Raw genomic sequence first — 26464 nt, forward strand, 5'->3', positions numbered from 1 at the left:
TAACATTAATATTTATATGTAGAAAAAAATCGCTTGTATCTCAAAACAAAAAGTATTCTTGATTTTTGAGATATTATAGAAAAAATAGAATTTTTCCATCTACCTTTTATCCTATCCATAGGATTATTGCTCTAGTTCGTCAAAAATGTTACAAAAACGAAAGACTTAAACCACCTCTTTTATACTTTTAAGGAAGAATTTTCTATTTATTTTTATAATAGATAATAAATGCAACGTAAAACATACAGCAAGAACTACCGCTTTTGATAAGAACTATAAACTAATCATCGGCTTACAAACCATAAAAGAATTTGAGATGAAAGTAAAATCGGGTATACATATGAAAAAAGATCCATTTGCGTATTTCAATGGCATTGTCAATAACCTTATGGACAAGCTGTATCACGCACAAAACGTTCCTATAAAAATAGCCTGTCCTACTCGTGGGGCGAATTAACCCTTGTTCTGTATGTTGGGATATCAAACAACAACTCGAACCACGCATACCGATTCTACATAGGATTGTCTATTTGCCGGACACTGTTTCTTTTTCTTACGGATAGCATGCGCAACTTACGATACAATGTGGATTGAGATATTTGTGTCTGTGTACAAATTTGATGAATGGTCATCTTTCGCTGTGCATAAAGAGCAAGGGCTTGCTCCAAATTAGGATGCTTTTCATGATACTTTTCTACGCGCCCCACATACTTCCCTTTTTGTTTCGCCAGCTCAATACCCTCTCGCTGCGCATGCGAATGAGATCTCGTTCTAACTGATTCACGCCGCCGATCACAGTCAGTAAAAATTGACTATATGGATTTTTAGATGTTAAATCTAGCCATGTATCTTTTACAGATTGTAAGTTAGCCTCCTTCATTTGGATATAGGCGACTAACTCAAACAATTCCGCCGTACTTCTTGTAATGCGTGTTAAATCTGTTACCCAGATCGTATCTTCTTTCTGTATATGTTGTAACAGCTGCTGCAGGATATCGATTCCGATTTGCTGTAACTGCTCGATTTGTCTCGCTAAGTTTTGATCAGCACTGCTCACTCGTACATAGCCCATTTTTCTCATTTGTTTCTCCCCCCTACTCCGTAGCAAATGAAATTCGTTCTACGCAAGATCCTCTGCTTATTGTTTCTTCTATCGGGTTCTCTGTATACCCCACTCAGATTTTATAAGATATGTCATCTATACAACAATCTGTTTTTGGTGTTTTTTGTAGTACAAACGGCTCTTGACATTCCCCATCTTCTAGAAGGGAATGAATGATCTAGTATCCCAGCACTGAAAATGCGATTGATATTTCCTTTGTCTCTACTTATTATGCGCTAGATATAAGCTAGAAAGTCTTTTTCTTCAAAAGGCACTTAAAAAAAGAATAAAATATGATATATAAAGAAAATATAGGGGGAAATGCGTAAGGATTATACATATCCGGGTATATAAACCCAGTCATACCAAGGGTTCATATCCCTTACGCCATTTCAAACATGCGTAAGGATTTTTTTGGTGATAAAAAAAGAAGGAGGCCTACACCTCCTTATGATTCCCTTATAAACTTGGCGGGTTGATTGCCACACTGTAAGGATTCGAGCCCACCGCGATGGTCGTTACTTTTTGGAAACTAGTTGCATCTATCACCGATACGTTGTTATTGTTACGGTTCACCACCCAAACCCGGTTATTCCCCACGTCCACCGCCACACCCTCAGGACCCGTGCCCACTGCTATGGTGGTTACCTTCGCGTACGAAGATGCGTCGATCACCGATACGTTGTTACTGTCAAGGTTCACCACCCACACCTGATTATTCGCCGTGTCTACTGCCACGCCGAGAGGCCGCGAGCCCACCGCGATGGTCGTTACCTTCGCATACGTGGAGCCATCTATCACCGATACGTTGTTACTGTCAAGGTTCGTCACCCATACCTGGTTGTTCGCCGCGTCCACCGCCACACCCTGAGGCCGCGAGCCCACCGCGATAGTGGTTACCTTCGCGTACGTGGATGCGTCGATCACTGATACGTTGGCACTACTAAGGTTCGCCACCCACACCTGGTTATTCACCACGTCCACTGCCACACCCTGAGGACCCGTGACAGCTATGGTGGTTACCTTCTCAAACGTAGTCCCATCTATCACAGAAACATTATTACTACTACGGTTCGCCACAAACACATTCCCCACCGGCAGCGTCGGCGTAGGCCCAGTCGGTCCTGTCACTCCAGTCGGCCCAGTTGGCCCCTGTGGTCCCGTCACGCCATTATCGCCCTCTGGTCCCGCACTTCCTTGTGGCCCCCCAGGCCCCTGCAATCCTTGTGCTCCTTGCGTACCTTGTTCGCCTTTCACACCTGGAATCCCTGCAGGCCCTTGCAACCCTTGTGGTCCTGTAAATCCAGCCGCTCCTTGTGCACCTTGTGCGCCCGAACCCTTGTGCCCCTGCTGGACCCGTTGGTCCTGGAGATCCAGACGGCACATCAGACGTAATCGTCACCGTAAAGGTAAGTGTGTTCAACAGTTGATTTTTTACTGCGGGACTCGACGTCAACAGTTCCGCCACAAAAATAGACAGTGCGTTATAGAGAGACTGCATCATATTCGAAATTTTCCCAATCTGCGCCACGCCTTGTAACTGATTCACCGTAGCTAACAGAAGAAACAAACTAAACCGCGTCGCATTTCGTCCAGCTGGTGTCGGGAATTCGTTCAATAAGAAGTTGTATAGAAGGTTCAGTTCGTTTTTGAGTTGTAACTGCGTAGCGGGCGTGGGATTATTGAAGTAAGCTGTTACGGCTAATTGTAAATTGGCAAATAAGTTTAACAGAGCGGCTTCTTGCGCAGGGGTAATCGGAACTGTTGGCGTAATCATCGGTCCGATATCTGGTAGACCGAGGTTTTGATTGTTTGGATTGCTGTGATCATTCGTCATCGCTGTTTCCTCCTTGCGTATTGTTTTTGTGTATCCCCTCTACCAGAAATGAAGTGCCCTTGTTTTTCTTTGCTAGTAATGTATTACTGACGCCAATCGCCCCCGTCGGTCCTGTTGGTCCCGGAGGTCCTTGTGGTCCGGTCGGTCCCGTGGGTCCTGTCACGCCGTTGTCCCCTTCCGGTCCTTGTACGCCGGGTGGTCCCGCTGGTCCTTGCGATCCTTGTGCGCCTTGCGGTCCTTGATCTCCCTCTTGCCCCTGGAGTCCTGTCACACCGGGAAAACCTTGCGTCCCTTGCAGTCCCTGTAAGCCGAGTGGTCCCGCTGGTCCTTGCGATCCTTGTGGTCCTTGTGATCCCGCTGGTCCAGTTTCTCCTTGCACCGTATTCAGCTTTGTAGATGTTGCTGCAAATAAATTGATGAGAATGACGAACAATTGATTTTGAACGGATGGCGAAGACGTGATCAGAGACGCGACAAATACAGAAAGCGCGTTATACAGCGCATTTAACATCTCTGCGATTTGCCCAACCGGTGCAGTCAAGCTGGCTAACGAATTTGTCGTACCAAGTAAAAGAAACATATTATACCGCGTCGCATTTCGCCCATCTGGCGTCGGAAACGTATTGAGTAAAAACGTGTATAACTGAGTTAAGGCTTGCTGCAGCGCTTGATTCGGCAAAATCGTCGGATTCGCAAAATAGTTCACCACCGCCGTTTGTAAATTTTGAAACAGCGTAATCAATTGCGCCTCTTCTGCCGGTGTAATCGGAATCGTAGGTATCAACATCGGTACCACATTATGATCCTCTTGCTTCATGCTACAATCCCTCCTTGTTTGTTTTGATGGGGCATAGGCGCCTTGCACATGTAAGCCACCTTCTGAGGCAGCGATAAACAGAAACACACGTTTCATCCGTATCGCGCGAAAACAAAGGAACCCACGTGATTTTTTCCTTCACGATGAACCGCCCCCTCTTTTCGGCGTATGCACACACCGCAGCCACGGTTTATGTCCGCCCAGCGCTTCTTCCAGCCACGTTAAACGCAGCCGATCACTTGTAAAATAATAGACTTGGGGAACGGGTGTGCTACGTTTTTCGGCTTGTTTCACAAGCCCCTCATAGCGGCGCATATTACCGAGTGTTGCATGCAAATTCTCCCCCGTATCGATTTCGACGACATGTAGGCGCCGTCCTTGATACCAATAAGCCGTTGGCACAAGCGGTTCTCGTTTACGAGAAGAAAATAGCGTCTCATTCCACTTCCACTCTGGATACCCACACCATTCCCAGATTTCATTGCGATAGAGAACATCGTAGATGTCTTGTAATGAGGTGGTAAAGTAAAACTGGAACACGATATAGAAATAAATTATTCTATATAAAGAGATAATATGAAGTGACCTCCTAGATTATCAAGTCAGGGATTTTAGCCCATAATAATGAGTGAAACAAACAGTATAACTGGGTTTATACCCTATGATAATAGGAGGCCACTATGGAAAATATAATCTATATTGGGATGGATGTCCATAAGGAAAGCTTTAGCTTATGTGCACTGCACGGAACAACTGGGGAAATTGTAAGAGAAGCACGATGTGCTTCAAATGTATCTCTCGTAAAAAAATTCGTTGAGAAACTGAAAACAAAATATGGTGAAGATATAAACATTAAAGCTGGATATGAGGCGGGTTGTTTAGGGTATTCACTTCATAATCTTCTTGAACAAAACGGGATTGATTGTGATATTTTAGCTCCAACAACAATGTATAGTTCATCTAAAAATAAAATGGTGAAAAATGATAAATTCGATGCCAAAATGATCGCTCTTAATTTAGCGAATGGCACTTATAAAGAAGTATATGTTCCAGAAGAAGAGGATGTTGCCGTGAAAGAGTATATCCGCATGCTAAGTGATTTTAAAACATCATTGAAGAAGATGAAACAACAGATAAAATCATTCCTTTTAAGGCAGGGTTGTGTGTATGAAGGGAAATCAAGCTGGACAATCGCTTATATGAAATGGTTAAAAAATCTTGATTTACAAGGATTGTTTAAAGAAACGTTGGATGAATATCTATTACAGTATGATGTTCTAGTTGATAAAATTGAGCGCTTTAGTCTGAGATTAGAAAAATTATCTCATAGTGAAAGATACGAAGAACCAGTCGCGAAGTTAAGATGCTTAAAAGGGATAGACACAACCGCAGCAATGATTGTTCATATAGAAATTGCAGACTTCACTCGTTTTCCCACAGCTAAAGCATTTATGGCTTATCTAGGATTGACGCCAAGCGAAAGTTCAAGTGGAGAGAAAATCAGTCGAAGTTCGATTACAAAACAAGGCAATTCGACCGTTAGGTCTACACTTGTAGAATGTGCAAATGCGCTGGTAAAAGGAACAATCGGATTAAAATCGAAACGAGTAAAAGCAAGACAAAAAGGGCAACAAAGCGAAGTAATTTCCTATGCAGATCGGGCAGTAGAAAGGTTACAAAGAAAATATCATCGCATGATGTATCAAGGGAAGCCCAGAAATGTTGCCCTTACAGCGATTGCAAGAGAACTTGGGTGTTTTATCTGGGGATTAGAAACAGGAAAAATTTAAAAAATTAAAAAGGGATATGAAGGGGCTGCATTCATAGTTAGAGATCCAAAGTATCAATCGATTGATGGTATAGATGAGCTTCAGAGATAATGAATTACAGGTCTGGCTATCTATGTTGACACCTTTCTGGCACAGCTGAAGTTCTGATAAACAAGCTATTTATTAGAATGTGAAAAGATGTGAACCACGTAATGAGATTATAAGAGCCTAACGACGGACCATTAACCTGAGGTAACCAATCCACGAATAACAGAGTGGTTAACTGTCGATAGATCTTATTTCTGAAGCTTTTGTATGCCATCAAGAAAAATATTATGGGTGAAAAACTATTGACAAAGGTCACTTCATAACAGGTGTTTCAAATGCAAAAAACATATGATGAAATATTTAAAAGAAAATGTGTGGAATTGGTAGTCAAAGAAGGTCGTACAATTATAAGTGTCAAAAATGAATTCGGTTTAGGAAATGGTACTTTAAATGAGTGGATCAAACAATATAAAGCGCGTCTTACGTTTCCTGAAAAGACAGAAATGGAAGAACTACGTTCTTTAAGGAGAGAAATTCAAGAGTTAAAAAAGGAAAATGAATTCTTAAAAAAAGCGGCAACCTTCTTTGCCAGCAATCAAAACTAACACGTTTTCAGTTTATCAAACAATATAATAAAATATTTGGAGTGCGCTGGCTTTGCCATCGATTACAAGTGTCTGTTAGTGGTTTTTACGACTATATACATCGTAAACCTACTGAAAATCAGAAAAAACGTAAAGAGACAGCGGCTTATATTGTCATGCAATTTAAACGTTTAAAAGGAAGAATGGGATATCGAAAGTTGTACTGTTATCTGGTGAAAAAAGACGTTAAAGTTACAGTATCTCAAGTAAGAGAAACTCTATACAATGCAAATCTGCAATCAAAAGTAGTAACATATTATAAAAAACGAAAACAAGAACATCGAGTGTTTCCAAATGTATTAGAGCGTTCTTTTCAACCTGGTAAGAAAGACATACCAACTGTAGTATGCGATATTACAGGATTTCGTTTGATGAATGGATTGAAAGTATATTTTTGTGCTGCATTAGATGTTGGCACCCGTCGGGTGCTTGGCTATTCGCTGGATACTTGCCAAGATGCTCAGTTAGTAAAAGATACAATTCAACAAGTTAGAAATGGTTATGGAAATCAAAAAAAGATTTTATTCCATAGTGATCAAGGATCACAATTTACAAGTTACAAAGTTACGGATTTTTGTAAGCAACAAATGATTCAGCAAAGTATGTCCCGTAAGGGAAATTGTTGGGATAACGCAGTAATGGAATCCTTTTTTAGCATTTTTAAACGGGAATGCTTGCATGGAGAAAAACTATTTTCCTTGCCCCAAGTCAATCAATTAGTCGCTGAATTTATTTATATGTATTATCATTCTGTTCGTCCTCATTCAACATTAAACGGAATGACCCCTTATCAATATTCAAAATCCATTGCGTAATCTATTTTATGTTCTAGTTTTTCTTGACCAGGTCATAACTCTGTCAAAATGGTCACATGAGACGTTCCCAGTAAGGTACCGCCTTTGCTATTGAGTCCGTAAATATGACGAGCCGGTTCTTGAATGATGTGGAGATAAGGACTGAGTTGTTCGAGTTTACGCAGAATGCGTCGCCTGTTATAAAAACCAATATACGAAACAAGCTGACTGGTTGTGGTCCACTGAAACTGTTGAATCATCTCTAAAAACTCTAAATCGGTCACGACTTGTTCCGCCATCACCTTTCTTGCCATCATCCACCCTCCTTTTTTAGAAAATAAAGCAACCGAACAAGGAAAGGAATCCATCCAGCACAATGGTTGCTAGGATACACATTCTCAATGGGGTGTCCCCCATCGAAAATGCAAAAGAACAATCAAAACAGGAAAAATATGTATTCCCTCTTATTCTCTCTTCTCCCAACGAGAAAGAAGACAAAATGGCATTCCCCGTTGCTTACTGTATGGTATACAAAACACAAGCCCTTCGTGCTAGTTTTTTTGCTGATTTTACCAAAAAAATGTGGTAATACCTAAAAAGATAAGAAGATGCCCTAAATTATACTCTCTTAATACTCCTATTTGGCCATACACTAAAACGGGTGGGACTGTGTCTCTTATAACTGAAAATAGGTGTTTCTCCTCTACAGTACAACCTCCATATATTTTCTTATTTGTATTTTTCGGTGTTCCTATTTCCAAACATACGGTGAAACCTATGAAACATCATCTTCAGCTGTGCCAAGGTTCCCTCATCATTTGTTTCCAATCAAAAAAATCATTATTGGTTATCCCTCAATGTTAATTTCCCAGTAGCCTAAAAGCCCCATATCCTTCTCTGGGTCTTGCCATTGGCAAGTAAACATATTCAAAAAAACAATCCATGTATTCCATTACTTACTGGGATCTTCACGAAATAGCTCTGTAATTTTTGATTTCCGATAGAAAAATACCCTTTTCGTTTGGACCTATGTCTCCAAACGAAAAGGGTATTTCTGCAAAATCATCTGTTGTAAGAAATTAATTGAATTGTTTTATCTTTGCATTTGATAATCTCAATTTTCTAGTCAATATGGGATGAGTGTAGAAATGGAACACAACCCTGGAACAAGTATGAGTAGACATTGTTTGTGCTAGTTAGTTTTGGATTGGATAGTCAGTAACCAAGACATTATCATATATACCCTGGATTTTCCTCTTAAACGATTGATGAACGGGGTGTATAGCATAATCCTTTAATGCTTGTTGATTTTCAAATGTAATACGCAACCCTAGTGTATAACCTTGAATTTTATCTGTTTCTTCTGTTATATTATGACCAGCAGAGATATCTAAAATGCCTGGTATGAATTCTTTAAAACGTAAAATTTCTTTTACAAGCGCTGACTCATGCTCTCGTGTTAAGTCTTGATTCGACTTAAAGAACACCATATGTTCATACCTCATATCCATAGTTTCTGCTGTTGGTTTCATTTAGAATCTCCTTTAGGTTTATTTATAATCTGAAAATCATTTTGCGAATTTCCGATTTTATTGCTATCTTATCTCAAAAAGGAAATTTACATACAAAATACTAAAAGAATGCGTTTCTTGATATAGGATAAGCTACATTTTGCTATTCCTTCTCACATATTCCCTGTTTCTCCGTTCCTTATCAATCATTTTTCACATTAGGTCTTTACTGACTGTCATTGTCCATCAAATAATATCTTTTCTCTTGCTTCATATGCAAGACGACATGAACTCCTCTGACTCATCTTTTCCCATTTGTAGATTATTTTCTGGTGCTCTTATATAGGAATCTGTTGATAAAACAGCCATAAGACATAAAAAATACAAAAAACTCCCTAACTTGTTATACAAATTAGGGAGAAAAAGGTAGTACAGTATCGGTTAAGTTAAGTATAGCATAAACAGGTTCATTCGGTCTGTGTTTTTTCTGAACATTCAATCGTTTTTTAAGTGTTAATTTTTTAGGTTTAGAAGCTTCATCGATAAGGGCCTTTTGTCTTGCCTCATATAACATGCGAAATGCAGGGGCTTACCTAATCTTTTCTCACGTTTCAATCACATCTTTTAAAAATACTGTACTTTTAGACAAAGTAACAAAAAAGGTTCTGAATGGGATTAGAAATAACAGTAAGCCTATGACCTATTTGTACACGTGTATATCTCGGCTATATTCCATTTTACTTAGTTATTATTTCTTTTATCTGATCTTGTGCTTCTTCTTTTCCATCAATCGTTACCTTTACCTCTTGACCTGATTTTGCAGTAACTACCCAAGCATTTGGAATAAATCGGCCTTCATGAGATGTAACTGGTTTATTTATAATATCACCCATTGCATATAGAATGGTAGAAGCACCGCCGTCCATAGCTAATGCATTTACAGCCCCTTTTTCATACAAAATATCTTGACATTCTCGAAGTGTAGCACCTATACTGTGCAACTGTCTTCCATCTATCACCAAAAACATAATCGAGCCATCTTTTTTCTGTGCCATAATAGTACGGGGGCCAGATCCCCATGAACCATCATCATCTTTAATTAGCTTTTCTCTGTTAACTATGAGTTGTGGCATAAAACCAGCAGCATATATTACGTTTTTTTCTAACAGTTGATTAGATGTGTATTTTCCCGTTAATAGTCCTCCATAGGATGTTAAACCTGCAACCAAGGTTGGCGAATCATTTTCATCAGCTCGATGAATAACATTCCCATTTTCAATAACGATTCCGGTACCTGTAGCCCCTCCTCCTTTACCTGTTTCATCAGAAAATCCACTTGCATTGACTGCTACTAAAGCATGGTTACGTTTTGCCATCACACTAAGCTTTTCCCCTAACTTCTGCCCTTGAGTTCCTTGTTGGTTTACTAATTTCACATTAAATGGATTACTTATTGTAAGCAGTTTACCTTCAAATTTATATTCTGCATTGCTGGTAGAATGGATTGTTTCGATTTTAATCTCTAGAGGTTTATCCTTTTGTTGTTGCAGTTGCTTAGATGTGAACTTTGCGCCTTCTATCTCGCTACTATTTTCCCATTTTGGATTGTTAATTTTATACGAAACATCATCTAGCTCCTTTTTTGATAATAAACTGATAGGTGCTAAGTATTGATGTTGTGAGGTTAAAATGATTTCGGCTAATGTTACACGCAATTTATGACCATAAGGTGTACCAAATAAAGTACAGGCTCCTAATAACAGCATGATGCAAAAAAGAAGAAAAAATCTTTTTATGGATTTTTTTATTTTTTCTTTCGTATGTTCATTCTATTCACTTTTTTAACTCCTTTTTCTCTTAGTAGTAATATTCTACCTATATTATTCGTAAAAAATTAGCAAAGTTTTATAATATATATCCAGTTAGATATTTTAATAAACTGAAGCTAGTGAGTTACCTTTATTAGGGGTTACACGACCGAAAAAAGAAAATTGTACGTTAAGGAATATTTTTACATAGAAAGACGATTCTTTTCTATATTAAAGAGTCGTCTTTTCATCTTTTTTCAGTTCTCTTAATTTCCGATATAACGAAGTTTGACTTACACCTGTGATAGCACAAATTTCTTTAATCGTTTTCTTCGTTTGTTGGTGTAATTCAATCGCATCGTTCATTCCTGCATGTTGTTTTGTATATTTTTTATTCTCCCCGGGTAAGCTCCTTTTTCATGAAAAGAAGATGGATGGCTTCTTCTCATAGATAAAACATAGGAGAGGATTGGTATATTGAACAAAATGTTATCTGGTGATTCTAAACAATTACTAAAAGAAGTGGATCAGAAAATGAGCATAATTGAGTTTATGTTTATACAAAATTCTGGATATGTGATTATAGAAGAAGTGTCTACGATTCAACAATTGCTTTTAGAAGTATCACGATTGTTACTCATGTTAGAACAAGACCCTGGGATGTCATCTCACGCAAAATAATTGAGTTTACAACTACAAACTTTCAAAGAGCACTACAATCGAATAATTGGTGTAGGCTAAATACAGTATCTTTATAATTGTAAAAGACCATTTGTAAATATATAAAATTACCTTTGATAAATCCATTTTCATGAATCTTAAAATCTGGATTTAATGTTATTGTATGAGTTGTCAGAAATATGATACATATGTGAATGTTTTTGAAAATTATATATGGAGGAATTATACTATGGTAAAATCTAAAACAAAATTAAAGAAAATCATTCCGGCTACAATGCTAGTAGCGGTTACACTAACATTTGTACCGCTTTCTTCTTTTGCGGCTGAAAAAAACGATGTGCAAAACAATTATGTTTCTTCTCAAAAAGCGAATAAAGCATTTCAACCTACAGAAGAATCAATTACTTTTATGTCTAAAGTAGTAAGCAGTGGGGCAATTAAAGAATTTAATTTTAGCCCAGATTTAAAAATAATGACATACAAACACGATATGGCCACAATGAAAATACTTACAACTTTAATGATGAAGAAATTGCTAAATTAGAGCAAATCGTGAACTTCTATAATGAAAGTGTAAAGAATAATCCTAGTTCAGGTTTAACTAATCCAAATATGAACGCAGTTAAAAAAGGTGGTCCACAATATGTAGTAACTGATTACGGTTGGACATGGATTAAAATGACTTTTACTAATGAAGAGACAAAATTACTTTTAGCAGGCGCTGCAGCTGAAGGAGCATATGCTATGTATGCTGCATTTGTTGGGTTATCAGCAATAACAGCTACACCAGTAGGAGGAGCGATTATTTCTGCTTTAGCTTTGATGGGTCTTCCTAAATTCGCTTCAATTTGCCAAACTGTTCTAAGAGCACTTGCTGGAGGCAAAGGAGTTTTCATTGAAATTGGAATGGATGGTGTAATTCCATATATCACTGCAAGTGTTGCGAGACACTAAAATGAATCAAGGAGGTGGTACTATGACAAAGAAAAAGAGGGATACGTTTAAAATGGTGTGTGGTTTCGGAGTCTGGGGTTACAGCTTTTTTCTAGGCGCTATGCTTACACATGTATATTATGCTGGTAATCTCCTCCTGGCAACATGTATCTATGGATTTATCGGAAGTGTAATGTTAACTGTACAATATCATATGTTACGGGATTCACCATTTAAGGAACGTTTACTTGAAGTAGTGATAGTATTATTAATACAGGCTTACACCATTTTTTCAGAACATCAAAATATGACTGTTGTAATGCTTATATTTGTTGCCGCTGTTGTAAGTTGTGTATTAATTAATCAAAAAAAGGTACGAAAAGTGTATAAGTAAATAGGGTGTTTTTTCCATACCCTTTGTACTTTTCTTTGCTTCAACCATTTCAGATACAAGGGCATTCATGACTTTTATATACTCGTGGCTACTTTGTTCCAATAGCTTGATTTGTTGTTTTGTTGGAAGCAATTTAACTTTCACTGTGATAGTTTGTGGCACAAGTTTCACCCCCTCGTTTTTTGATTTTCAACATACTGTTGTATTGTCTCACTTGATACCTTTCCAGCAGTAGAAACAAAATAGGAACGAGTCCACAGACTTGGCAAGTGCGCGAGATGAGGGAACTCGTCTCTTAAACGCTTTGATGTCACTCCTTTGATTTTCGCCATTGTATCAGCAGGACTGCGTGTTGGAATTGTATGCAAGAACAAATGAACGTGGTCTTTGTCACATTCCATTGCGACAATAACAATATCCAGTTCGTTACATACCTCTTGGACCAACTCTTTGAAACGTTCTTCTACTTTTATGTGAAGAAAAATCTTTCTTCTGTATCGTGGGCAAAACACAAAATGATAGTGAATGAATGAAACTGTTGTTTTGGTTTTTCTATACTTATTTATCATGCTCAAAGTGTATCGGTTTAATTATTAAACTGCAACAAAAAATATAGGATACCCACACTTTGGATACTTAAAGTGCCACAAACCTTGCGGTTATTTAGTAGCACTCCGTATCCAACCTCACTTTCATCCCATGCCTAAAGGCGATGGGCTTTCTCGTTCGGGAAGGGCTGTAAACCCTCTAAATTAGTAGCATATGCGGGCTTAGATGCTTCTATTTCACAGTCTGGTCAATACGAAGCATCTCGTGGATCTATATCTAAAAGGGGTTCTTCTCACCTCCGACGGGCCCTCTTTCAAGCCGCCATAACAGCAGCATGGAGCGATCCTGTATTAAAAGAATTCCACAACAAGAAACAAGGGCAAGGAACGCACTACCTTGTTTGTATAGGAGCTGTAGCTAGAAAATTATGTTATATCATATATGCAGTTTTAAAAAATAACAAAGCGTATCAGGTCCCTAGTTAAGCTGTATATTTTATATATCCATATTCAAAAATAAACCTTAATTAAGGTTTATTTAGCATGCTTTCATTTTCTCTGAAATATTCTTAAAAAAATAGTCATATTTTATTGACTTTTCATAGTTGGTCTCCAAAGTGTGGGTTAAATGTTCATCTTCATGTGCTGGTATTGAACTACCCCCACTTTCACTTCGTTTAGAAGTGAGGGATTCCTAAGTAAAGAGTTCTATCGAAATCTAATTGATTAGGCTATCCCCGCAGTCCTTGCGGTTAGAAGCCTTATCGCTTCATTCTTTAGATTGATACTTGCGTTAATATCCCTATCATGGTGTGTACGACAAGAAGGACAGTCCCATTTACGTAGGTTTAGATTTTTAACGTCTTTGTTTTGATATCCACAATGAGAACATAATTGGCTAGAAGCAAATGTTTTCGATACGACAATGACTTGTTTGCCATACCATTTTGCTTTGTATTCTAACATGGATCGAAACTGCGACCATGATACTTCACTAATTGCCTTCGCTAATTTATGATTCTTTAACATATTTGATACTTGCAAATCCTCTATACCGATAACATCGTGGTTTTTGATGATTTCAGTTGAGATTTTGTCCAAGTAATCTTTTCTAGCATTTGCCATGTATTCATGAATGCTAGCCACTTTTACTCGCTGTTTATTCCAGCGAGAAGATCCTTTTTTTCTTCTAGAAAGAACACGCTGTGCTTTCGCCAACTTATCTTCTAATGATCGAAAAAACTTCGGATTTTTATAGATTGTTCCATCTGACAAAATGGCGAAATCTTTTAGTCCCACATCCATTCCAATGTAAGATTGTGTTTTCGGAAGTTCTTGCACTTCTGTTTCAACTAACAGTGACACAAAGTATCTGCCAGAAGGGTTCCATCTAACTGTAGCATTTACAATACGTCCCTCTACTTCGCGACTTTTGGCAAATCGAACAAGGCCTAGTTTCGGCAACTTTATCTTGTTTCCTACAACAGCGATGTTTTCATTGGTTTGTTTTGTGGTATAAGATTGTACGTTGTTCTTTTTAGATTTGAAACGCGGGGCACTGTTTTGTTTTTTAAAAAAGCGTGTATAAGCATCCGCAAGGTTGCGAACAGACGATTGAATCGCAATACTATCCACTTCTTTTAGCCAAACAAACTCTTTCTTCATGGCAGGAAGTTTGGCAGAGCATGTACCATATGTCAAACCTTTTCCTTTCTCTTTGTATGCGTGATCCCATAGGGATAGGAAATGATTGAATACAAAGCGAGAACAACCAATCGTTTTGTGGATTAGAATTGCTTGTGCTTGATTTGGATAGATACGAAACTTATACGCTTTATTAATCATCATTTCATTCACCTCCATTTCGGTATATAACTATTATATACCAAACGTACATTCGATAGATAGTGGAGTAACACTCTATGTATGTCGAACAAGTAAGATGGCTCCCTGCCATCCCTTGTTCGAAGCCAATTCATCTCCCACCTACTCACTGGGCTGTGACCCTTCACGCTCCTTGAGGAAGGAGTCTTCTTGGCTAAAATGATAAAAGTAGCCAACGAGCGAATTCATTTTTTCTTCTCTCCATTGCTGTAGTAACTTTGGAATTTCAATACAATGGATTTCTAAAGCTTTGAGTAACACCTCTTGATGTTACCTGCTCCAAAACTGTCCAACAGTGTGCATATCATCATAATGAGGAAAGAGCTTAAAATCTAATAGATTGATGGTAATCGTTTTTCACAAAGAACGGTAAGGCATGCCCTATTCTAATTGAAGTGGGATTGCTAAAATAATGCGTGATCGCCGCTTGTATATTGGCAAATTAGTTGAATAAAGCGGCTGCGCAATGATAATGGGCGTATGGGTACAATTATATATTTTAAATAAAAAATAAGACATAGATTATTTCACATCTATGTCTTTATCGTTCTACTGAGTATTCTTTTATGATGGCTACTATTTGTTCGAAGGTGTATTCCTTATTAACCATATTCACAGTAAAGTCTTCAGCGAACTTTTGTCCCATTACTAATTTATAGCCATTGTAACCTAAAAATAAGTTCATAGCTGTGAATGCAGTTCTTTTGTTTGCATTAAAAAAAGCATGATTTTTCCCTATTGATTCGAATAATGCGGCTGCTTTTTCAAAAATCGTAGGATAAGCATCATCTCCAAATGCTGAAGATTTAGGACGGTCTACCGCAGACTCTAAAAGCCCCAACTCTTTTACACCTACGGGTTCACTTGGTGTTATTCTCTTAATGACAATTTCATTAAGAAGGATTACTTCGGTTGTTGTTATATATTTTACGGCATTCATCTTACTACTTCTTCCTCTCTAACGGTTCGCCAAACCTTTTAGAGTTTCATCATATCTTTCGAATACATCAGAAACAATATCCAAAAACATAGGGTCAACATCTTTAGGTAGCGATACCTTCTTTTGTTTTTTGATAATAATTTCATCATTATTATCATTTACTTCTAGACTAACGATGTCACCCAAATTAACATCTAACAAATTCATAATTTCTTGCGGAACAGTTATTCCTAAAGAATTCCCTATCTTTGTTACCTTTCTTTCTACTGGTTTCATCGTTAGTGCACCTCCTATAGTTACTACAGTCATTTGAATTTCCTCACTTTGTAGATACCTAATGACAATTACTACGTGATATTGTCATTAGGTATCTTATTTCCTTTTAGTTTGTTTTACTACGACATGTTTGTCTGTGTTTATTCCTATCTTTCTTGTTATAGCATCTTGTTGTTATTACGTTATAACGGTTATAATTATACTGTATAGTATTTACAATTACAAGATATCTATGCTCAAATTTATAAAGTTGGATGTATCTCCTTGAACACTTCTACATCTTTTGACACTCCCACGGCTAAAGCCACAAGTCCTACACCTTACGGTGTAACGGATGGGATTCCTGAATGAGGAAACGTTGGCAGTCCATTTCTGTTTTGAACAGCCTTCAAGAGGAGGGTGTGTCCTCCCCCCTCCTAAGACAAATCATATAGGTTCTTAGGCTGATTGACTGTTACCGCCAACCACAGTTGCGTAGCGAAGCATGGACACTTATATTTTCTATCTTTCGCTTTGTTCTTCTTCGTGTATTTGGGACATGTTTGACTTGTATAAACAGGATTCACATATTCAACCTGTATACCAACTAATTTCGCTTTATACTCGATGAATTGCGCGAAGCGAAAATATCAATATATAACATACTTATATGTATTATGATTCTGAACATAGTATGAGACACATTATCGAGTTACTAGAGTTGGAACCTTTTCGTCCATTACTATTCAAAAAACATAGTGAGAAATCTGTAATTAAAATTGAATTTTTGCTTTTAATAATTTAAAATAAAGTGTAAGATGAATGAATTTTCTGTCATCTAAACCCTTGTGTACTAAAAAGATTACCGCTACCTTTTCCAGAGTGTTAGAAAACTCTTTAGAGCTCCAACATTCTGGAATCTTTTTAATGTTAGCTAAAGAAAACAATATATTTTAGAAAAACACCCTTCCCTGCGCGACTACGTTATATTGATAACCATGCAATTCTTCGCTTTATAGTTGAATAGCGTAGGTATTACAATTTTTCACTTGTAGGGGTCACCTACATGCCCATCAACTTAAGAACGGAAACAAAATGAACTTTTGTTCTAATAAACTAAACAACTCTTAAAACACTTTTTCATTACTTAATATTTGTGTATTTGTGGTTTGTCTAGTCACTGTAATCGTGTACCTTTACGAATAAAAAAGATTAGTGGTTTTTTGTCTCATTTCCCTTTTTATGTGATCTGTCATAAAAACCCGATTTAGCTATAGCATTACTGAAAACCTTATTGAATTGCAACAATTACGGTATTCACTAAAGGATTGGTAGGGTCGGAAGCACGAATTAGTTTCATCAAATAATGAGCGGTTTTTACAAATTCTTCCGCTAGTATTTTTCCTTCGGAATGGTAACCGATAATTTTCAGGCGAATATCTAAAGAGCGAAAAGGAGCTTTTACATAATCATATATCTCTACAGATTGAAAATTTCTGAATCTCTGTTGATTCGCTATTGCTAAAATGTCTTCCGAACTGGTAGAAGCATGTAGTACTGACTGAAGGCCTTCCCATTCTTCTTGCATATACGTATATACTTTCATACATGACATTTGTTTTTGTAGAAAAAGAGCTATATGCGATTGTAATACCTTCGGATTTAACGTCAAACAATACGAATTTTCTTGGTCCTGAATAGTATACAATGTAGAATCGAGTAGGTATTTTTGAAAGACAGATTGTTGTATTACTTCTATATCGATTGGATCACCATACACTTGCTTTGGTATGATAATTTCAGTAAGAATTCCAATTTCTAAATAGCTCCCCATATATAACACTCCCTCTCTTAAAAGCTCTTACCTATATTATTGTCCCAAAAGATAGCATATTTCCGACAGTTCCATATTTGTAAACTTTGCGATATCTTCGATATCCATGCCATTTTTATACATGCCACGGATTAATTGTTCTCTTTCGGCTAGTTTACCTTCTTCTCGCCCTTTTTTCTCTGCATATTTATATTTAGTGGCTTCATCAATAAGCGTCTTTTGTCTTGCTTCATATAACATACGGAATCCAGGGTCTTGACTCATCTTTTCCCATTTTTGCATCACATCTTTTAAAATCGGGTCTCGGTTCATGGCGATCTCCTCCAGCGTATGTGTTAATTGTGTATCATCATTGGCGGATAATAAGAGTAACCGTCGTACAAAGTCGTCTTCCCACGGGTTGACCTGTTCTTGTTTCCATTACGCCATTAATTTAGGGATTTCAATGATGTCGGGTAAGTCGGAGTCCTCACGGACTCTTTCTCCCCTCAGAACCGGACTTGTCCGTTTCCAAACATCCGACTCAAGCCTTCTTTTTATCCAAAACAGCTCGTCGTTTTTCACCCATCACACGCCATTCAATAACTTGAATCCTTTCCAAAGATGTCAATGTAATATGTTGATTCAGCTTTTTGTAAATATATGCTCTCTCTCGATAGACAGGATGTTCATAATGATATTGAATATGGCATGATGTATGTAAAAGTTGAAGATTCTTATACTCATTTGTTCCCCCATAAATCTTAGGGACTTTATGATGTATTTCTAATGTTTCTCCATTTTGTAGAGATTCTTTACAAATCGGGCAGATATACTTCTGTTTTTTTGCTATTTTGATTCGAGTTAAGGTATTATTGTTATCAAAATCTTTTTTATCACGCTTCGCAAAGTACGGGATAAGTTCTGGGTTATCAGGACTATTTTTGTATTTAATCTTTGTATGTCTTACAATAGGAATCCAACTCATTTTAAAAATTTGATGCTTTGTCTTTGGACAAGTCAGAATCCACTTATCGCGACCACCATAATGAGGTCGTCGAAAATATTGTCTCACAATCCATTTCCAGCTTTTCCTTGGGTGTAATCGTTTCAGGTATTTCACTACTTTCCCCCAGATAAAGAAATCCATTGATGAGAAAACTTTTTTGGATACTACGTGTCTCCAATAGTAAGCGTACCCTCGGATAACTGGGTTTAGTTGCGTTAATAGTGATGAGACCGGTGTGCCCTTTGCGTTTTGGAATATATTCTTTATCTTATTCTTTGCTTTTTGTATACTATCTTTCGAAGGTTTAATTAATAACTTATTTTTGTCTTGTTTATATTGTTTAATATGAAACCCGAGAAAAAGAAATCCATTCGTAACGTGCGTGATACGTGTTTTATCCGTCGCCAATCTGATTCCGCGTTTATTTAGATACGGTATTAACTCTTGATAAAGAGACTCAGCTTCGTTTTTCGTTTGACAAGCAATGATAAAATCGTCTGCATAAAGAACGATTGCTTTTGTACACTTTTCATGCGTTTGGTATACAATGCCGTCTCTTTTTGTGTTAACCTTTCTATAGTGAATGCCTATCTCTTTCTCCATGCCGTCTAAAGCAATATTAGCTAGTAATGGTGAGATAATTCCTCCTTGAGGAGACCCCATTTGTGTAGTGTGAAACACTTGATTGTCTACATATCCCGATTGTAGCCATCTTTTGACGGTTGTTCTAGCTGGGAAGCTTTTGATTTGTTCTAAAATATGTTCGTGTTTTAGACTGTCGAAACACCCCGCGAAGTCCCCTTCAAATATCCATACCTTTTTACTAGTTGACCGCAATTTGCAAAAAATGCTCTCTATCGCATCGTGAGCGCTACGTTTTGGTCGGAATCCATATGAAATAGATTCAAATGTAGCTTCCCATTCAGGTTCTAGTGCATTTTTAGCAATATTTTGCCAAACCCTATCTTTGATTGTTGGAATCCCTAACGGACGGAATTTTCCATTCTTTTTAGGAATGTATATACGTTTCACAGCTTTCGGACGATGAAGCTGAATATTTTGATCACTCATTTGATAAAATAATTTCAGCCTATCCTTAGGCGTTACTATACGTTCCCCATCGATACCCGCAGTGCGTTTTCCGCGATTAATTTGTGTAGCCTTTTTAATCGATAACAGTAAATTTGCTTTACTTCGAAGCATAAGCCTTTGTAATTTTCTTACTTTTCTTTTTTGATTTTGCTGTTTGGCACGAAAAATTCGTTGTCGTAATTTCCTTACATACTTTTCGATTTCTTTCCACTGGATTGTAAACCACTCTGTAAGCGAAGGAATAGCCGACGTCTTGTGAGTTGTATTCATAACTAAATTCCTTCCTTTCGTCAGAGATTACTTTCCGCTTTCTTTCGTGTTGAAGACCTGTTGGAAGTCTGCATCCTTTCGGATTACATCATTAGGGTCTTCCCTCGATGCTATTCGCACAGTTATGAGTTCCTGTTGTCTTTCGACTTACGACATTCGCTTTTTCCAACATCCCATACCCTCTATAACATCATTTTGCCTTACGACATCCTTACTGTACAACGTACAGATATAGGGCTTACCAAGTTCCACTTCTAATAGATACGATGAGGGAGGGTATCTTATATACTCCGGCGGCTATATAGGTTGTTCCTCAGTGAGCTGCACAATTCACTTTTCTCATCCGCATTTCCAATGTATCAACGTCTTTCATTGGATTCCTAGTAACGAAGCTTACAAAGATTCACTATTGTTTACCCTTCTCATCTTTTCCTAGCACGGATTAGATGTACGTTCATCGCTTCCTTATGCATCCCCTCATGCAACCAACCCTGCCATTACTAACAACGCTGTTTCGGGTGGAAATATTCTTAACAACTAGAATAGCGTATCCCTATGGATACGCACTATTATGAAGCGACTTCTTGTCGCGCGTGCAATTCTAGATCATCTAAGAGTAACTTTTGTAAATTGATATCCCACAGTTTCCCTGTTGTATGGAACGTTTCGTATTCTGGAAAGACTGGAAAGTTCAAAATATTAATCGTAATTGTCTTCCGTAGCGTATCATACGAACTCCCTTTTTGCATTTGAGAAGCGTATAAGCGACTCCAGTAATACAAACTACGTTTCAGAAAATCATTTTGGTCATTCAATTGTATTTCAATTGCAATTTGGGTTTCGTCATCTAAAGTTGCTAATACATCTAGAATGGACAATTTGTCTCTGTCGTATTCGCGGTGGATATCTGGGTCTTCTATTTTCAACGTTTGAATAGGTGAAGAGAGCGTAGAGGCTATATTCAAGTAGTTAGAATATTCTCCTGTTCATCCTGAATTACATGTGAATCGCCAAATAAGCCGAACAGTAATACACCGCTCGGTGTTTCATCTCTTCATACATGTATAATCTTTGTTTCTCAAATAATTTCGGATGTTTCTGTCTATAGTATTGAAACCATCCTTCTCCATTTTTCCGTATGCGATACCAACGTGTTTCTCTAATTGTGCCCGATATCGGAGCGAAGGGGACGATGTACAGGGTAAATCCATTATTTTCTCGGTATCGACGTATGCGCTGAAAGGCGCACGTGCAGGACGCAATCCACATACTGGTGAAACTCTTACCATTCCTGTGAGAAAAACACCTGCCTTTAAAGCGAGAAAAGCATTAAAAGAAGCTGAAAATGCTAAATAATATTTTTGTAACAGTAGCATGAATTCTAAAAATTTCATGCTACTGTTTTATTTTAGAAGCGAATCGTGGAGATCACATGTTTATATACAAGCTGTTGCTTTCCTTCAACTTCTATTAAAACAGAATAAGTATCAAATCCTCGTATCATTCCTTTTACATGCAATCCCTTTAACAGAATTAACGTGATATCCTTCCTCTTTTGAAAAGCCTCTTGTAACAATTGTTCCTGCAAAGATAGCATGTTCTTGCTTCTATCCTTTTGGAATGCTTGTAATTTCACTTCCAACGAACTCGCCCCCTATTCTATTCTCATACCGTTACTTTGTAATGTTCTAATTCAGCTAATAATTGCTTTACCCCCTCTGGGCTCAATGTCAGCTTTCCATCCGCAAGTTTGATATTCTGGGAAGAAATTTCTCCTGTAATGGGACAAGTACCATACGATTTATATTTCTGTAGAATAATCGTTTCACCTTCTACAAATATTTCTAGTGGGTCTTTTTCGTGAATATTGAGTGTACGCCTCGTTTCCCTCGGTATCACAACTCGACCAAGCTCATCAATTTTTCGTACAATGCCTGTTGATTTCATAGAAATGCCTCCTTTTGTACACATAGCATACCTCATACCTTATGTGACCGTTTCCATTTTTAAAAACTGCAATACTATAAAAAATTAATTTCAATCTGTAGAAATAAAGCGGTTTTTCATGTCTACATCTTATATTTCCTATTTATAAAAGAAAAGTAAGAAGAAACAAAAAACACTTCAAAAATTAACAAAGCTATCTGGATTCACAGATCCATTAGTTGTTCTTATAATGCGCCATCTTTCCTCTTAATGGAGGAGAGATTCGAATTCCTTATACACATATCCCCGTTGCTATAAACTTATAAAAAGTCTATAAATCATGTTTATTCCCCTGTTCTACGTGTCCAATTTTGCCGAAACTACTTTTGTTTGATATAACACTCCGAGGGCGTAAATTCGGATACAACGAATCCTACATATCAGCAGTAACTTTTTAAGTGTTAGTTTGCTAATTCATATCGCGACAAATTGATAGAAGCGTTTAAATCCCTATCGATTTCATGACTACAATTGCATTTATATATTCGGTCAGAAAGTTTTAGTTCTTTTTTGATGTTTCCGCAATTTGAACACATTTTTGAAGAGGGATACCATGTATCAGCTTCTACAAATTCAATACCATATTTTTCACATTTATATTGTATTTGTCTTTTGAACTCATATAAACATTGCTTCGCAATAGCTTTAGACAAGTGTTTATTCTTCATCATACCTTTGATATTCAAAGTTTCCATCACAATACGAAATGGCTTGGTTTTCACAATTTCGCTCGTTGATTCATGAAGATGATTATTTCTGATATTTGATCATCTTCTATGTAGTTGTCGTATCTCTTGCTCGATTTTTATAAATATAAACTAACTGTTGTTACTCCTCTATTTTACCATACTTTTTCATAGAATGGTTTTTATAACCATTCTATGAAACATTTTTTTTGCACATCCTAACATTACAATCCCATCCTACTACTGTTATTTGCACCAAAACTACATCTGTTTCGTGGGATTGTCATTGATTATTTTTCTTTAACTTCATTCAAAATGAGGACAAAATATGTCAACATACATCGTCTTGTCCTCATTTTATGATTTCACTCAAAAATAAAACTGAATGAACCTCCTAGAGAACATATCAAAAAACGGAATTCACATATAGTAAAAACAACAATTCCACTATACAATCCATTCATTGCACATGAATTCCCTACACAATACTACAAAGTGGAATTTCGTTTTCTCCTGAAAGACATAAGGGCACAGAAAGGCATACTGTTCTTCCGTACGTCTTTTCTCATACACTCCCCTTCCTCTTAACAAATCAGCATTCCGATTCTTTCATTTGTTATGCGAATCTATTTCTCTTCTTCCATCCTTCTACTTTCTAACTCGCTTTCTAATTTCCGATACCACTTTCCTTTTTTTCGTGTGAAATACGTCTTTACTTCTACATACAGTATCCAAATATCACGTGCCTGAATTCTTTCCATCACACTATCTAACATATATTCTTCTTCATAGCGTTTGGGCTTTCGCAAATACATGACGATAAAACCTCGATATTCTTCTTGTAACCATCCTGCTATCAAATTCTTCTGATTCTGTTTCAGATGTGACCATTTCTTGTTCGTTTGGAGAATTTGACCATTGACATGCTCATGATTTTTCATCGTTCTCCCTCAATTTGCTCACCATTATTTGTTCCTTTATTATACTTTTTTTCGTTGTACTCCCCCAAGTAACCAAAAAAGCACAGCGTGTATCAAAGGTGCTGACAACACCACCTTATTAACCGTCCGCCTAACCCATCTAGGCAAACATCTGCTGTACTCTTACAAACTATTTTACCGTAAGGGCTCCTAGGCAACAGTTTGCTTACACTTGGCATTCTGTTGCTTTCTTGTTTATACAAAGGGGCTAATACTATGAAAAAGAAACGTATCAATGTAATTGCAACTAAAGAATCCTTCCACAACTTATCCTCATTCATAGATGTGGAAGAATTAAACAAAACTATACGTACATACAGAGATAATATCCGTATGTCCATTAAACGTACCGACGTACAAGCTAAACTCCTTACGTTACTCGAAATCTTAAAGCGCCACAGCTGTAAATATGTAGGTGTTAGTTTCCCATGCAAAAATAGATTAGCTGAAAAGATGGTGAAACAGGTTCCAATGAAGCGAAAAAAGATATGCTTCAAACTTCTAATGCAATTATCATTCAACCGATTGTGGAAGAAGTGTCCGACAAGGTAGATACCAAAAGCCCTACAAAGTGTCCTACCAGTAAAACAATTACTAAAACCTTAAAACAAAATATAAAAGATATAAACAAACGTAATCGCAATGAGAATCGCAATACGCCAGAAGAAAATATGGAACAACCTGATTTTGTCGCTCACTGGGTACCTGAACGTTTTGTTTCTTTCGTTCGCTCTTTTTACAGTGACTCAAAAACGATTCAAGAATTGTGGAAGGTCGTAAGACAGTGCAATAGAGTTACAAACTTCTCTACAGATTACTTGTCAAACCACTTACACTGCGCCTATTCACTCTACCTGGTGTCGTCCATTTGCCAACCACTGTTTCTTTTTCTTACGGATAACATATGCAACTTACGATACAATGTGGATTGAGATATTTGTGTCTGTTCACAAATTTGATGAATGGTCGTCTTTCTCTGTGCATAAAGAGCAAGGGCTTGCTCCAAATTGGGATGCTTTTCATGGCACTTTTCTACGCGCCCCACATACTTCCCTTTTTGTTTGGCAAGCTCAATACCCTCTCGTTGCCGCATGCGAATGAGATCTCGTTCTAATTGATTCACACCACCCATCACAGTCAGTAAAAATTGACTATAGGGATTATCCGCTGTTAAATCAAGCCACGTGTCTTTTATGGACTGTAAGTTGGCTCCCTTTTTTTGGATGTACGAGACCAATTGAAATAACTCTGCTGTACTTCTTGTAATGCGTGTTAAGTCCGTCACCCATACGATATCACCTTTCTGTACATCTTGCATGAGCTTCTGTAGTTGTGGCCGATTGCGGTCTGCACCAGATGCTTTTTCTTGATACAGCACATCCATCCCTAGTTGCTGTAACTGTTCGATTTGTCTCGCTGGATTTTGATCTTCCGAGCTGACTCTGACATATCCGATATTTCTCATCTTTTCCCCCTGAACTCTCACAAATCATACCTGTTTCAACAGAACATTACTCTGTATGCTTTGCGAATCTTCTCCTTCTTCCCTCGTTATTCTACACGATATGTCATCTATACATCAATGAATCTGTATATCAGAAATCATCAGTTTTCCAGCAGACAACGCTACGAATGACCAGCACACCAATCCAGCCAGGTATCTGATAGGGAAACATCGTTTCTTCTTAAAAAAGAATAAAATACGATATATAAAGAAAATATAGGGGAAAATGCGTAAGGATTTTTGGTGATAAAAAAAGAAGGAGGCAAATACCTCCTTCTGATTCTCTTATAAGCTTGGCGGCTTAATCGCCACATCACGAGGAGCCGAGCTCACCGCTATGGTGGTTACTTTTTGGGAACTAGTTGCGTCTATCACCGATACGCTGGCATTGCCATTATTTCCTACAAATACATTCCCCGCCGGCCCCGGCAATCCTTGCGCCCCTTGCGTTCCTTGATTACACCTTTCACGCCCGGAATCCCTGCAGGCCCTTGCACCCCTTGTGTCCCTGCTGGACCAGTTGGCCCCGGAGATCCCGATGGCACATGTGAGGTAATCGTCACCGTAAATGTCAGCGTGTTAAATAATTGATTTTTCACCGCGGGACTCGACGTCAACAGCTCGAATTCACCCTCTTGAATGAAAAATGATACATTTGTTAACACATGGGATTGGTTTCTCCCCTTTTTACCGTACATTTTTTGAATGTTTTTTACATCTACAACTGATTTCATCAGGTGAATTCTCCTATATTTGCTATTCTTTTGTCTATTTTTTGCTTTTTAGAAGTGAACTCCTATTGATGAATATGACCGTAACCCTACACTTTTGTAAAAATCTATGCACTTTGTAATGGAGTCTTATAAAAATGTAGGGAGGTATTTTTTCTATTATTTGTAAGTAACAAACCAAAAAATAAAACAATATTGGTTTAATAAACCAAATGTAATTGCTAACGTTCCAGTTATGATGTTCAGATTGGCTTTAAAAAGGTTTTTTATAAAAAATAATATCAAAGCACATAAATCTAACATTGTCTGTTTACAGATGCGTTAAGCGTTTTAAATTAACTTTCTTTTTTTCCGCAATAACATACAGCTCAATTTACACTTTATTTTCATCAATATGAAACTGAAAATCAGCATAATAATTATAGCTA

General features: G+C 37.5%; 26 protein-coding genes and 12 pseudogenes. 10 read left to right on the forward strand and 28 right to left on the reverse strand.

Annotated elements, in window-relative coordinates; genetic code table 11:
* Positions 1-512: 512 nt before the first annotated feature.
* The 4 genes and pseudogenes from MHI28_RS31780 to MHI28_RS31790 all read right to left on the reverse strand — a co-directional run bounded on the left by MHI28_RS31780 (position 513) and on the right by MHI28_RS31790 (position 3756).
* Positions 513-1081 (reverse strand): annotated as a pseudogene (locus MHI28_RS31780) (recombinase family protein).
* Between the two features lie 480 nt (positions 1082-1561).
* Positions 1562-2182 (reverse strand): YncE family protein, encoded by a 621-nt coding sequence (locus MHI28_RS31785; RefSeq protein WP_340828566.1) that lies wholly within the window; start codon positions 2180-2182, stop codon positions 1562-1564.
* A gap of 91 nt (positions 2183-2273) precedes the next feature.
* Positions 2274-2939 carry a collagen-like repeat preface domain-containing protein gene (locus MHI28_RS36265; protein WP_445661801.1) on the reverse strand — a complete coding sequence of 222 codons (666 nt, stop codon included), beginning with the start codon at positions 2937-2939 and terminating at the stop codon, positions 2274-2276.
* Complete coding sequence (locus MHI28_RS31790) at positions 2929-3756, reverse strand: collagen-like repeat preface domain-containing protein (protein ID WP_340828563.1); 828 nt, start codon at positions 3754-3756, stop codon at positions 2929-2931. Before MHI28_RS31790 ends, MHI28_RS36265 begins: the two co-directional genes overlap by 11 nt.
* Before the next feature lie 680 nt (positions 3757-4436).
* On the opposite strand from MHI28_RS31790, the gene MHI28_RS31795 reads away from it, so the two are divergent.
* The 3 genes from MHI28_RS31795 to MHI28_RS31805 all read left to right on the forward strand — a co-directional run bounded on the left by MHI28_RS31795 (position 4437) and on the right by MHI28_RS31805 (position 7032).
* Entirely contained in the window at positions 4437-5546 is a 1110-nt protein-coding gene (locus MHI28_RS31795) for an IS110 family transposase (RefSeq protein WP_100909858.1), read from the forward strand.
* A 362-nt stretch (positions 5547-5908) separates the two neighbouring features.
* On the forward strand, positions 5909-6178 hold the full coding sequence (locus MHI28_RS31800; RefSeq protein WP_340828567.1) for a transposase: 270 nt from the start codon (positions 5909-5911) through the stop codon (positions 6176-6178).
* Positions 6133-7032, forward strand: coding sequence for an IS3 family transposase (locus MHI28_RS31805; protein WP_340828786.1), 900 nt, complete (start codon positions 6133-6135; stop codon positions 7030-7032). The genes MHI28_RS31800 and MHI28_RS31805 overlap by 46 nt, the downstream gene beginning before the upstream one ends.
* 32 nt (positions 7033-7064) lie before the next feature.
* Here the strand turns inward: MHI28_RS31805 and MHI28_RS31810 are convergent, their stop codons facing one another.
* The 5 genes and pseudogenes from MHI28_RS31810 to MHI28_RS31825 all read right to left on the reverse strand — a co-directional run bounded on the left by MHI28_RS31810 (position 7065) and on the right by MHI28_RS31825 (position 10696).
* Positions 7065-7325, reverse strand: a complete 261-nt coding sequence (locus MHI28_RS31810; RefSeq protein WP_340828568.1) for a hypothetical protein — start codon at positions 7323-7325, stop codon at positions 7065-7067.
* Between the two features lie 882 nt (positions 7326-8207).
* Complete coding sequence (locus MHI28_RS31815; protein WP_340828570.1) at positions 8208-8543, reverse strand: Dabb family protein; 336 nt, start codon at positions 8541-8543, stop codon at positions 8208-8210.
* Between the two features lie 218 nt (positions 8544-8761).
* Positions 8762-8854 (reverse strand): annotated as a pseudogene (locus tag MHI28_RS36270) (Rpn family recombination-promoting nuclease/putative transposase); the annotation flags it as partial.
* A 405-nt stretch (positions 8855-9259) separates the two neighbouring features.
* The gene (locus MHI28_RS31820; RefSeq protein WP_340828571.1) at positions 9260-10288 is read right to left on the reverse strand and encodes a phosphodiester glycosidase family protein; all 1029 of its coding nucleotides are present in this window, start codon (positions 10286-10288) and stop codon (positions 9260-9262) included.
* 273 nt (positions 10289-10561) lie between these two features.
* Complete coding sequence (locus tag MHI28_RS31825) at positions 10562-10696, reverse strand: helix-turn-helix domain-containing protein (RefSeq protein ID WP_340828572.1); 135 nt, start codon at positions 10694-10696, stop codon at positions 10562-10564.
* 111 nt (positions 10697-10807) lie between these two features.
* On the opposite strand from MHI28_RS31825, the gene MHI28_RS31830 reads away from it, so the two are divergent.
* The 4 genes from MHI28_RS31830 (at position 10808) to MHI28_RS31845 (ending at position 12338) form a co-directional block, all read left to right on the forward strand.
* Positions 10808-11011, forward strand: coding sequence for a hypothetical protein (locus tag MHI28_RS31830; RefSeq protein ID WP_445661802.1), 204 nt, complete (start codon positions 10808-10810; stop codon positions 11009-11011).
* A 229-nt stretch (positions 11012-11240) separates the two neighbouring features.
* Complete coding sequence (locus MHI28_RS31835; protein WP_340828573.1) at positions 11241-11555, forward strand: hypothetical protein; 315 nt, start codon at positions 11241-11243, stop codon at positions 11553-11555.
* An 8-nt stretch (positions 11556-11563) separates the two neighbouring features.
* Positions 11564-11965, forward strand: coding sequence for a hypothetical protein (locus tag MHI28_RS31840; RefSeq protein WP_340828575.1), 402 nt, complete (start codon positions 11564-11566; stop codon positions 11963-11965).
* A gap of 22 nt (positions 11966-11987) precedes the next feature.
* A complete protein-coding gene (locus tag MHI28_RS31845) occupies positions 11988-12338 on the forward strand; it encodes a hypothetical protein (protein WP_340828576.1) in 351 nt (116 codons plus the stop codon).
* A gap of 9 nt (positions 12339-12347) precedes the next feature.
* On the opposite strand, the pseudogene MHI28_RS31850 reads toward MHI28_RS31845, so the two are convergent.
* A pseudogene (locus tag MHI28_RS31850) lies at positions 12348-12500 on the reverse strand (RNA-guided endonuclease TnpB family protein); the annotation flags it as partial.
* Positions 12501-12505: 5 nt separating this feature from the next.
* Entirely contained in the window at positions 12506-12907 is a 402-nt protein-coding gene (gene tnpA, locus MHI28_RS31855; protein ID WP_340828577.1) for an IS200/IS605 family transposase, read from the reverse strand.
* A gap of 171 nt (positions 12908-13078) precedes the next feature.
* Here tnpA and MHI28_RS31860 point away from each other — a divergent pair.
* Positions 13079-13372 (forward strand): annotated as a pseudogene (locus tag MHI28_RS31860) (transposase); the annotation flags it as partial.
* Positions 13373-13612: 240 nt separating this feature from the next.
* On the opposite strand, the gene tnpB reads toward MHI28_RS31860, so the two are convergent.
* From tnpB to MHI28_RS31910, 10 genes and pseudogenes are all read right to left on the reverse strand, one after another.
* Positions 13613-14734 carry an IS200/IS605 family element RNA-guided endonuclease TnpB gene (gene tnpB, locus MHI28_RS31865; RefSeq protein ID WP_340828578.1) on the reverse strand — a complete coding sequence of 374 codons (1122 nt, stop codon included), beginning with the start codon at positions 14732-14734 and terminating at the stop codon, positions 13613-13615.
* Positions 14735-14953: 219 nt separating this feature from the next.
* Positions 14954-15151, reverse strand: a pseudogene (locus MHI28_RS31870) (PD-(D/E)XK nuclease family transposase); the annotation flags it as partial.
* A gap of 160 nt (positions 15152-15311) precedes the next feature.
* Positions 15312-15710, reverse strand: a complete 399-nt coding sequence (locus tag MHI28_RS31875) for a type II toxin-antitoxin system death-on-curing family toxin (protein ID WP_078187467.1) — start codon at positions 15708-15710, stop codon at positions 15312-15314.
* Positions 15711-15728: 18 nt separating this feature from the next.
* A complete protein-coding gene (locus MHI28_RS31880) occupies positions 15729-16019 on the reverse strand; it encodes an AbrB/MazE/SpoVT family DNA-binding domain-containing protein (RefSeq protein WP_139362505.1) in 291 nt (96 codons plus the stop codon).
* Between the two features lie 405 nt (positions 16020-16424).
* Positions 16425-16615 (reverse strand): annotated as a pseudogene (locus tag MHI28_RS31885) (zinc ribbon domain-containing protein); the annotation flags it as partial.
* A gap of 641 nt (positions 16616-17256) precedes the next feature.
* Positions 17257-17799, reverse strand: coding sequence for a hypothetical protein (locus MHI28_RS31890; RefSeq protein WP_340828580.1), 543 nt, complete (start codon positions 17797-17799; stop codon positions 17257-17259).
* Between the two features lie 36 nt (positions 17800-17835).
* Positions 17836-18249, reverse strand: a pseudogene (locus MHI28_RS31895) (Rpn family recombination-promoting nuclease/putative transposase); the annotation flags it as partial.
* A gap of 73 nt (positions 18250-18322) precedes the next feature.
* Positions 18323-20149 carry a group II intron reverse transcriptase/maturase gene (ltrA, locus tag MHI28_RS31900; protein ID WP_340828581.1) on the reverse strand — a complete coding sequence of 609 codons (1827 nt, stop codon included), beginning with the start codon at positions 20147-20149 and terminating at the stop codon, positions 18323-18325.
* A gap of 593 nt (positions 20150-20742) precedes the next feature.
* Positions 20743-21117, reverse strand: a pseudogene (locus MHI28_RS31905) (Rpn family recombination-promoting nuclease/putative transposase); the annotation flags it as partial.
* 28 nt (positions 21118-21145) lie between these two features.
* Positions 21146-21334: pseudogene (locus MHI28_RS31910) on the reverse strand (hypothetical protein); the annotation flags it as partial.
* On the opposite strand from MHI28_RS31910, the gene MHI28_RS36275 reads away from it, so the two are divergent.
* The gene (locus MHI28_RS36275; protein ID WP_445661811.1) at positions 21260-21505 is read left to right on the forward strand and encodes an HU family DNA-binding protein; all 246 of its coding nucleotides are present in this window, start codon (positions 21260-21262) and stop codon (positions 21503-21505) included. The pseudogene MHI28_RS31910 and the gene MHI28_RS36275 overlap by 75 nt on opposite strands.
* A gap of 52 nt (positions 21506-21557) precedes the next feature.
* Here the strand turns inward: MHI28_RS36275 and hfq are convergent, their stop codons facing one another.
* From hfq to MHI28_RS31935, 4 genes and pseudogenes are all read right to left on the reverse strand, one after another.
* Positions 21558-21791 (reverse strand): RNA chaperone Hfq, encoded by a 234-nt coding sequence (gene hfq, locus MHI28_RS31920; RefSeq protein ID WP_340828582.1) that lies wholly within the window; start codon positions 21789-21791, stop codon positions 21558-21560.
* Between the two features lie 23 nt (positions 21792-21814).
* Complete coding sequence (locus MHI28_RS31925) at positions 21815-22096, reverse strand: AbrB/MazE/SpoVT family DNA-binding domain-containing protein (protein WP_340828583.1); 282 nt, start codon at positions 22094-22096, stop codon at positions 21815-21817.
* A 440-nt stretch (positions 22097-22536) separates the two neighbouring features.
* Positions 22537-22944 (reverse strand): annotated as a pseudogene (locus MHI28_RS31930) (RNA-guided endonuclease InsQ/TnpB family protein); the annotation flags it as partial.
* Between the two features lie 503 nt (positions 22945-23447).
* A complete protein-coding gene (locus MHI28_RS31935; RefSeq protein ID WP_340828584.1) occupies positions 23448-23762 on the reverse strand; it encodes a transposase in 315 nt (104 codons plus the stop codon).
* Between the two features lie 255 nt (positions 23763-24017).
* Here MHI28_RS31935 and MHI28_RS31940 point away from each other — a divergent pair.
* Positions 24018-24613: pseudogene (locus MHI28_RS31940) on the forward strand (helix-turn-helix domain-containing protein); the annotation flags it as partial.
* A 38-nt stretch (positions 24614-24651) separates the two neighbouring features.
* On the opposite strand, the gene MHI28_RS31945 reads toward MHI28_RS31940, so the two are convergent.
* The 3 genes and pseudogenes from MHI28_RS31945 to MHI28_RS31950 form a co-directional block, all read right to left on the reverse strand.
* Positions 24652-25266, reverse strand: coding sequence for a recombinase family protein (locus MHI28_RS31945; RefSeq protein WP_340828790.1), 615 nt, complete (start codon positions 25264-25266; stop codon positions 24652-24654).
* A 324-nt stretch (positions 25267-25590) separates the two neighbouring features.
* Positions 25591-25680, reverse strand: coding sequence for a hypothetical protein (locus tag MHI28_RS36280; protein WP_445661812.1), 90 nt, complete (start codon positions 25678-25680; stop codon positions 25591-25593).
* A 194-nt stretch (positions 25681-25874) separates the two neighbouring features.
* Positions 25875-26042, reverse strand: a pseudogene (locus tag MHI28_RS31950) (bacitracin ABC transporter ATP-binding protein); the annotation flags it as partial.
* Positions 26043-26464: the final 422 nt, after the last annotated feature.

This window comes from Bacillus sp. FSL K6-0268, from assembly GCF_038005425.1.
GTDB lineage: Bacteria > Bacillota > Bacilli > Bacillales > Bacillaceae_G > Bacillus_A > Bacillus_A thuringiensis_S.

Coding starts and splice junctions, on each gene's coding strand:
- MHI28_RS31845 (WP_340828576.1), top strand. CDS start 11,988: ATGACAAAGAAAAAGAGGGATACGTTTAAAATGGTGTGTGGTTTCGGA.
- MHI28_RS31945 (WP_340828790.1), bottom strand. CDS start 25,266: ATGAGAAATATCGGATATGTCAGAGTCAGCTCGGAAGATCAAAATCCA.
- MHI28_RS31790 (WP_340828563.1), bottom strand. CDS start 3,756: ATGAAGCAAGAGGATCATAATGTGGTACCGATGTTGATACCTACGATT.
- ltrA (WP_340828581.1), bottom strand. CDS start 20,149: ATGAATACAACTCACAAGACGTCGGCTATTCCTTCGCTTACAGAGTGG.
- MHI28_RS31925 (WP_340828583.1), bottom strand. CDS start 22,096: ATGAAATCAACAGGCATTGTACGAAAAATTGATGAGCTTGGTCGAGTT.
- MHI28_RS31825 (WP_340828572.1), bottom strand. CDS start 10,696: ATGAACGATGCGATTGAATTACACCAACAAACGAAGAAAACGATTAAA.
- MHI28_RS31880 (WP_139362505.1), bottom strand. CDS start 16,019: ATGACTGTAGTAACTATAGGAGGTGCACTAACGATGAAACCAGTAGAA.
- MHI28_RS31820 (WP_340828571.1), bottom strand. CDS start 10,288: ATGCTGTTATTAGGAGCCTGTACTTTATTTGGTACACCTTATGGTCAT.
- MHI28_RS31935 (WP_340828584.1), bottom strand. CDS start 23,762: ATGAAAAATCATGAGCATGTCAATGGTCAAATTCTCCAAACGAACAAG.
- MHI28_RS31835 (WP_340828573.1), top strand. CDS start 11,241: ATGGTAAAATCTAAAACAAAATTAAAGAAAATCATTCCGGCTACAATG.
- tnpB (WP_340828578.1), bottom strand. CDS start 14,734: ATGATGATTAATAAAGCGTATAAGTTTCGTATCTATCCAAATCAAGCA.
- MHI28_RS31800 (WP_340828567.1), top strand. CDS start 5,909: ATGCAAAAAACATATGATGAAATATTTAAAAGAAAATGTGTGGAATTG.
- MHI28_RS31875 (WP_078187467.1), bottom strand. CDS start 15,710: ATGAATGCCGTAAAATATATAACAACAACCGAAGTAATCCTTCTTAAT.
- MHI28_RS36265 (WP_445661801.1), bottom strand. CDS start 2,939: ATGACGAATGATCACAGCAATCCAAACAATCAAAACCTCGGTCTACCA.
- MHI28_RS31890 (WP_340828580.1), bottom strand. CDS start 17,799: ATGGGGAGCTATTTAGAAATTGGAATTCTTACTGAAATTATCATACCA.
- tnpA (WP_340828577.1), bottom strand. CDS start 12,907: ATGATAAATAAGTATAGAAAAACCAAAACAACAGTTTCATTCATTCAC.
- MHI28_RS31815 (WP_340828570.1), bottom strand. CDS start 8,543: ATGAAACCAACAGCAGAAACTATGGATATGAGGTATGAACATATGGTG.
- MHI28_RS31795 (WP_100909858.1), top strand. CDS start 4,437: ATGGAAAATATAATCTATATTGGGATGGATGTCCATAAGGAAAGCTTT.
- MHI28_RS31810 (WP_340828568.1), bottom strand. CDS start 7,325: ATGGCAAGAAAGGTGATGGCGGAACAAGTCGTGACCGATTTAGAGTTT.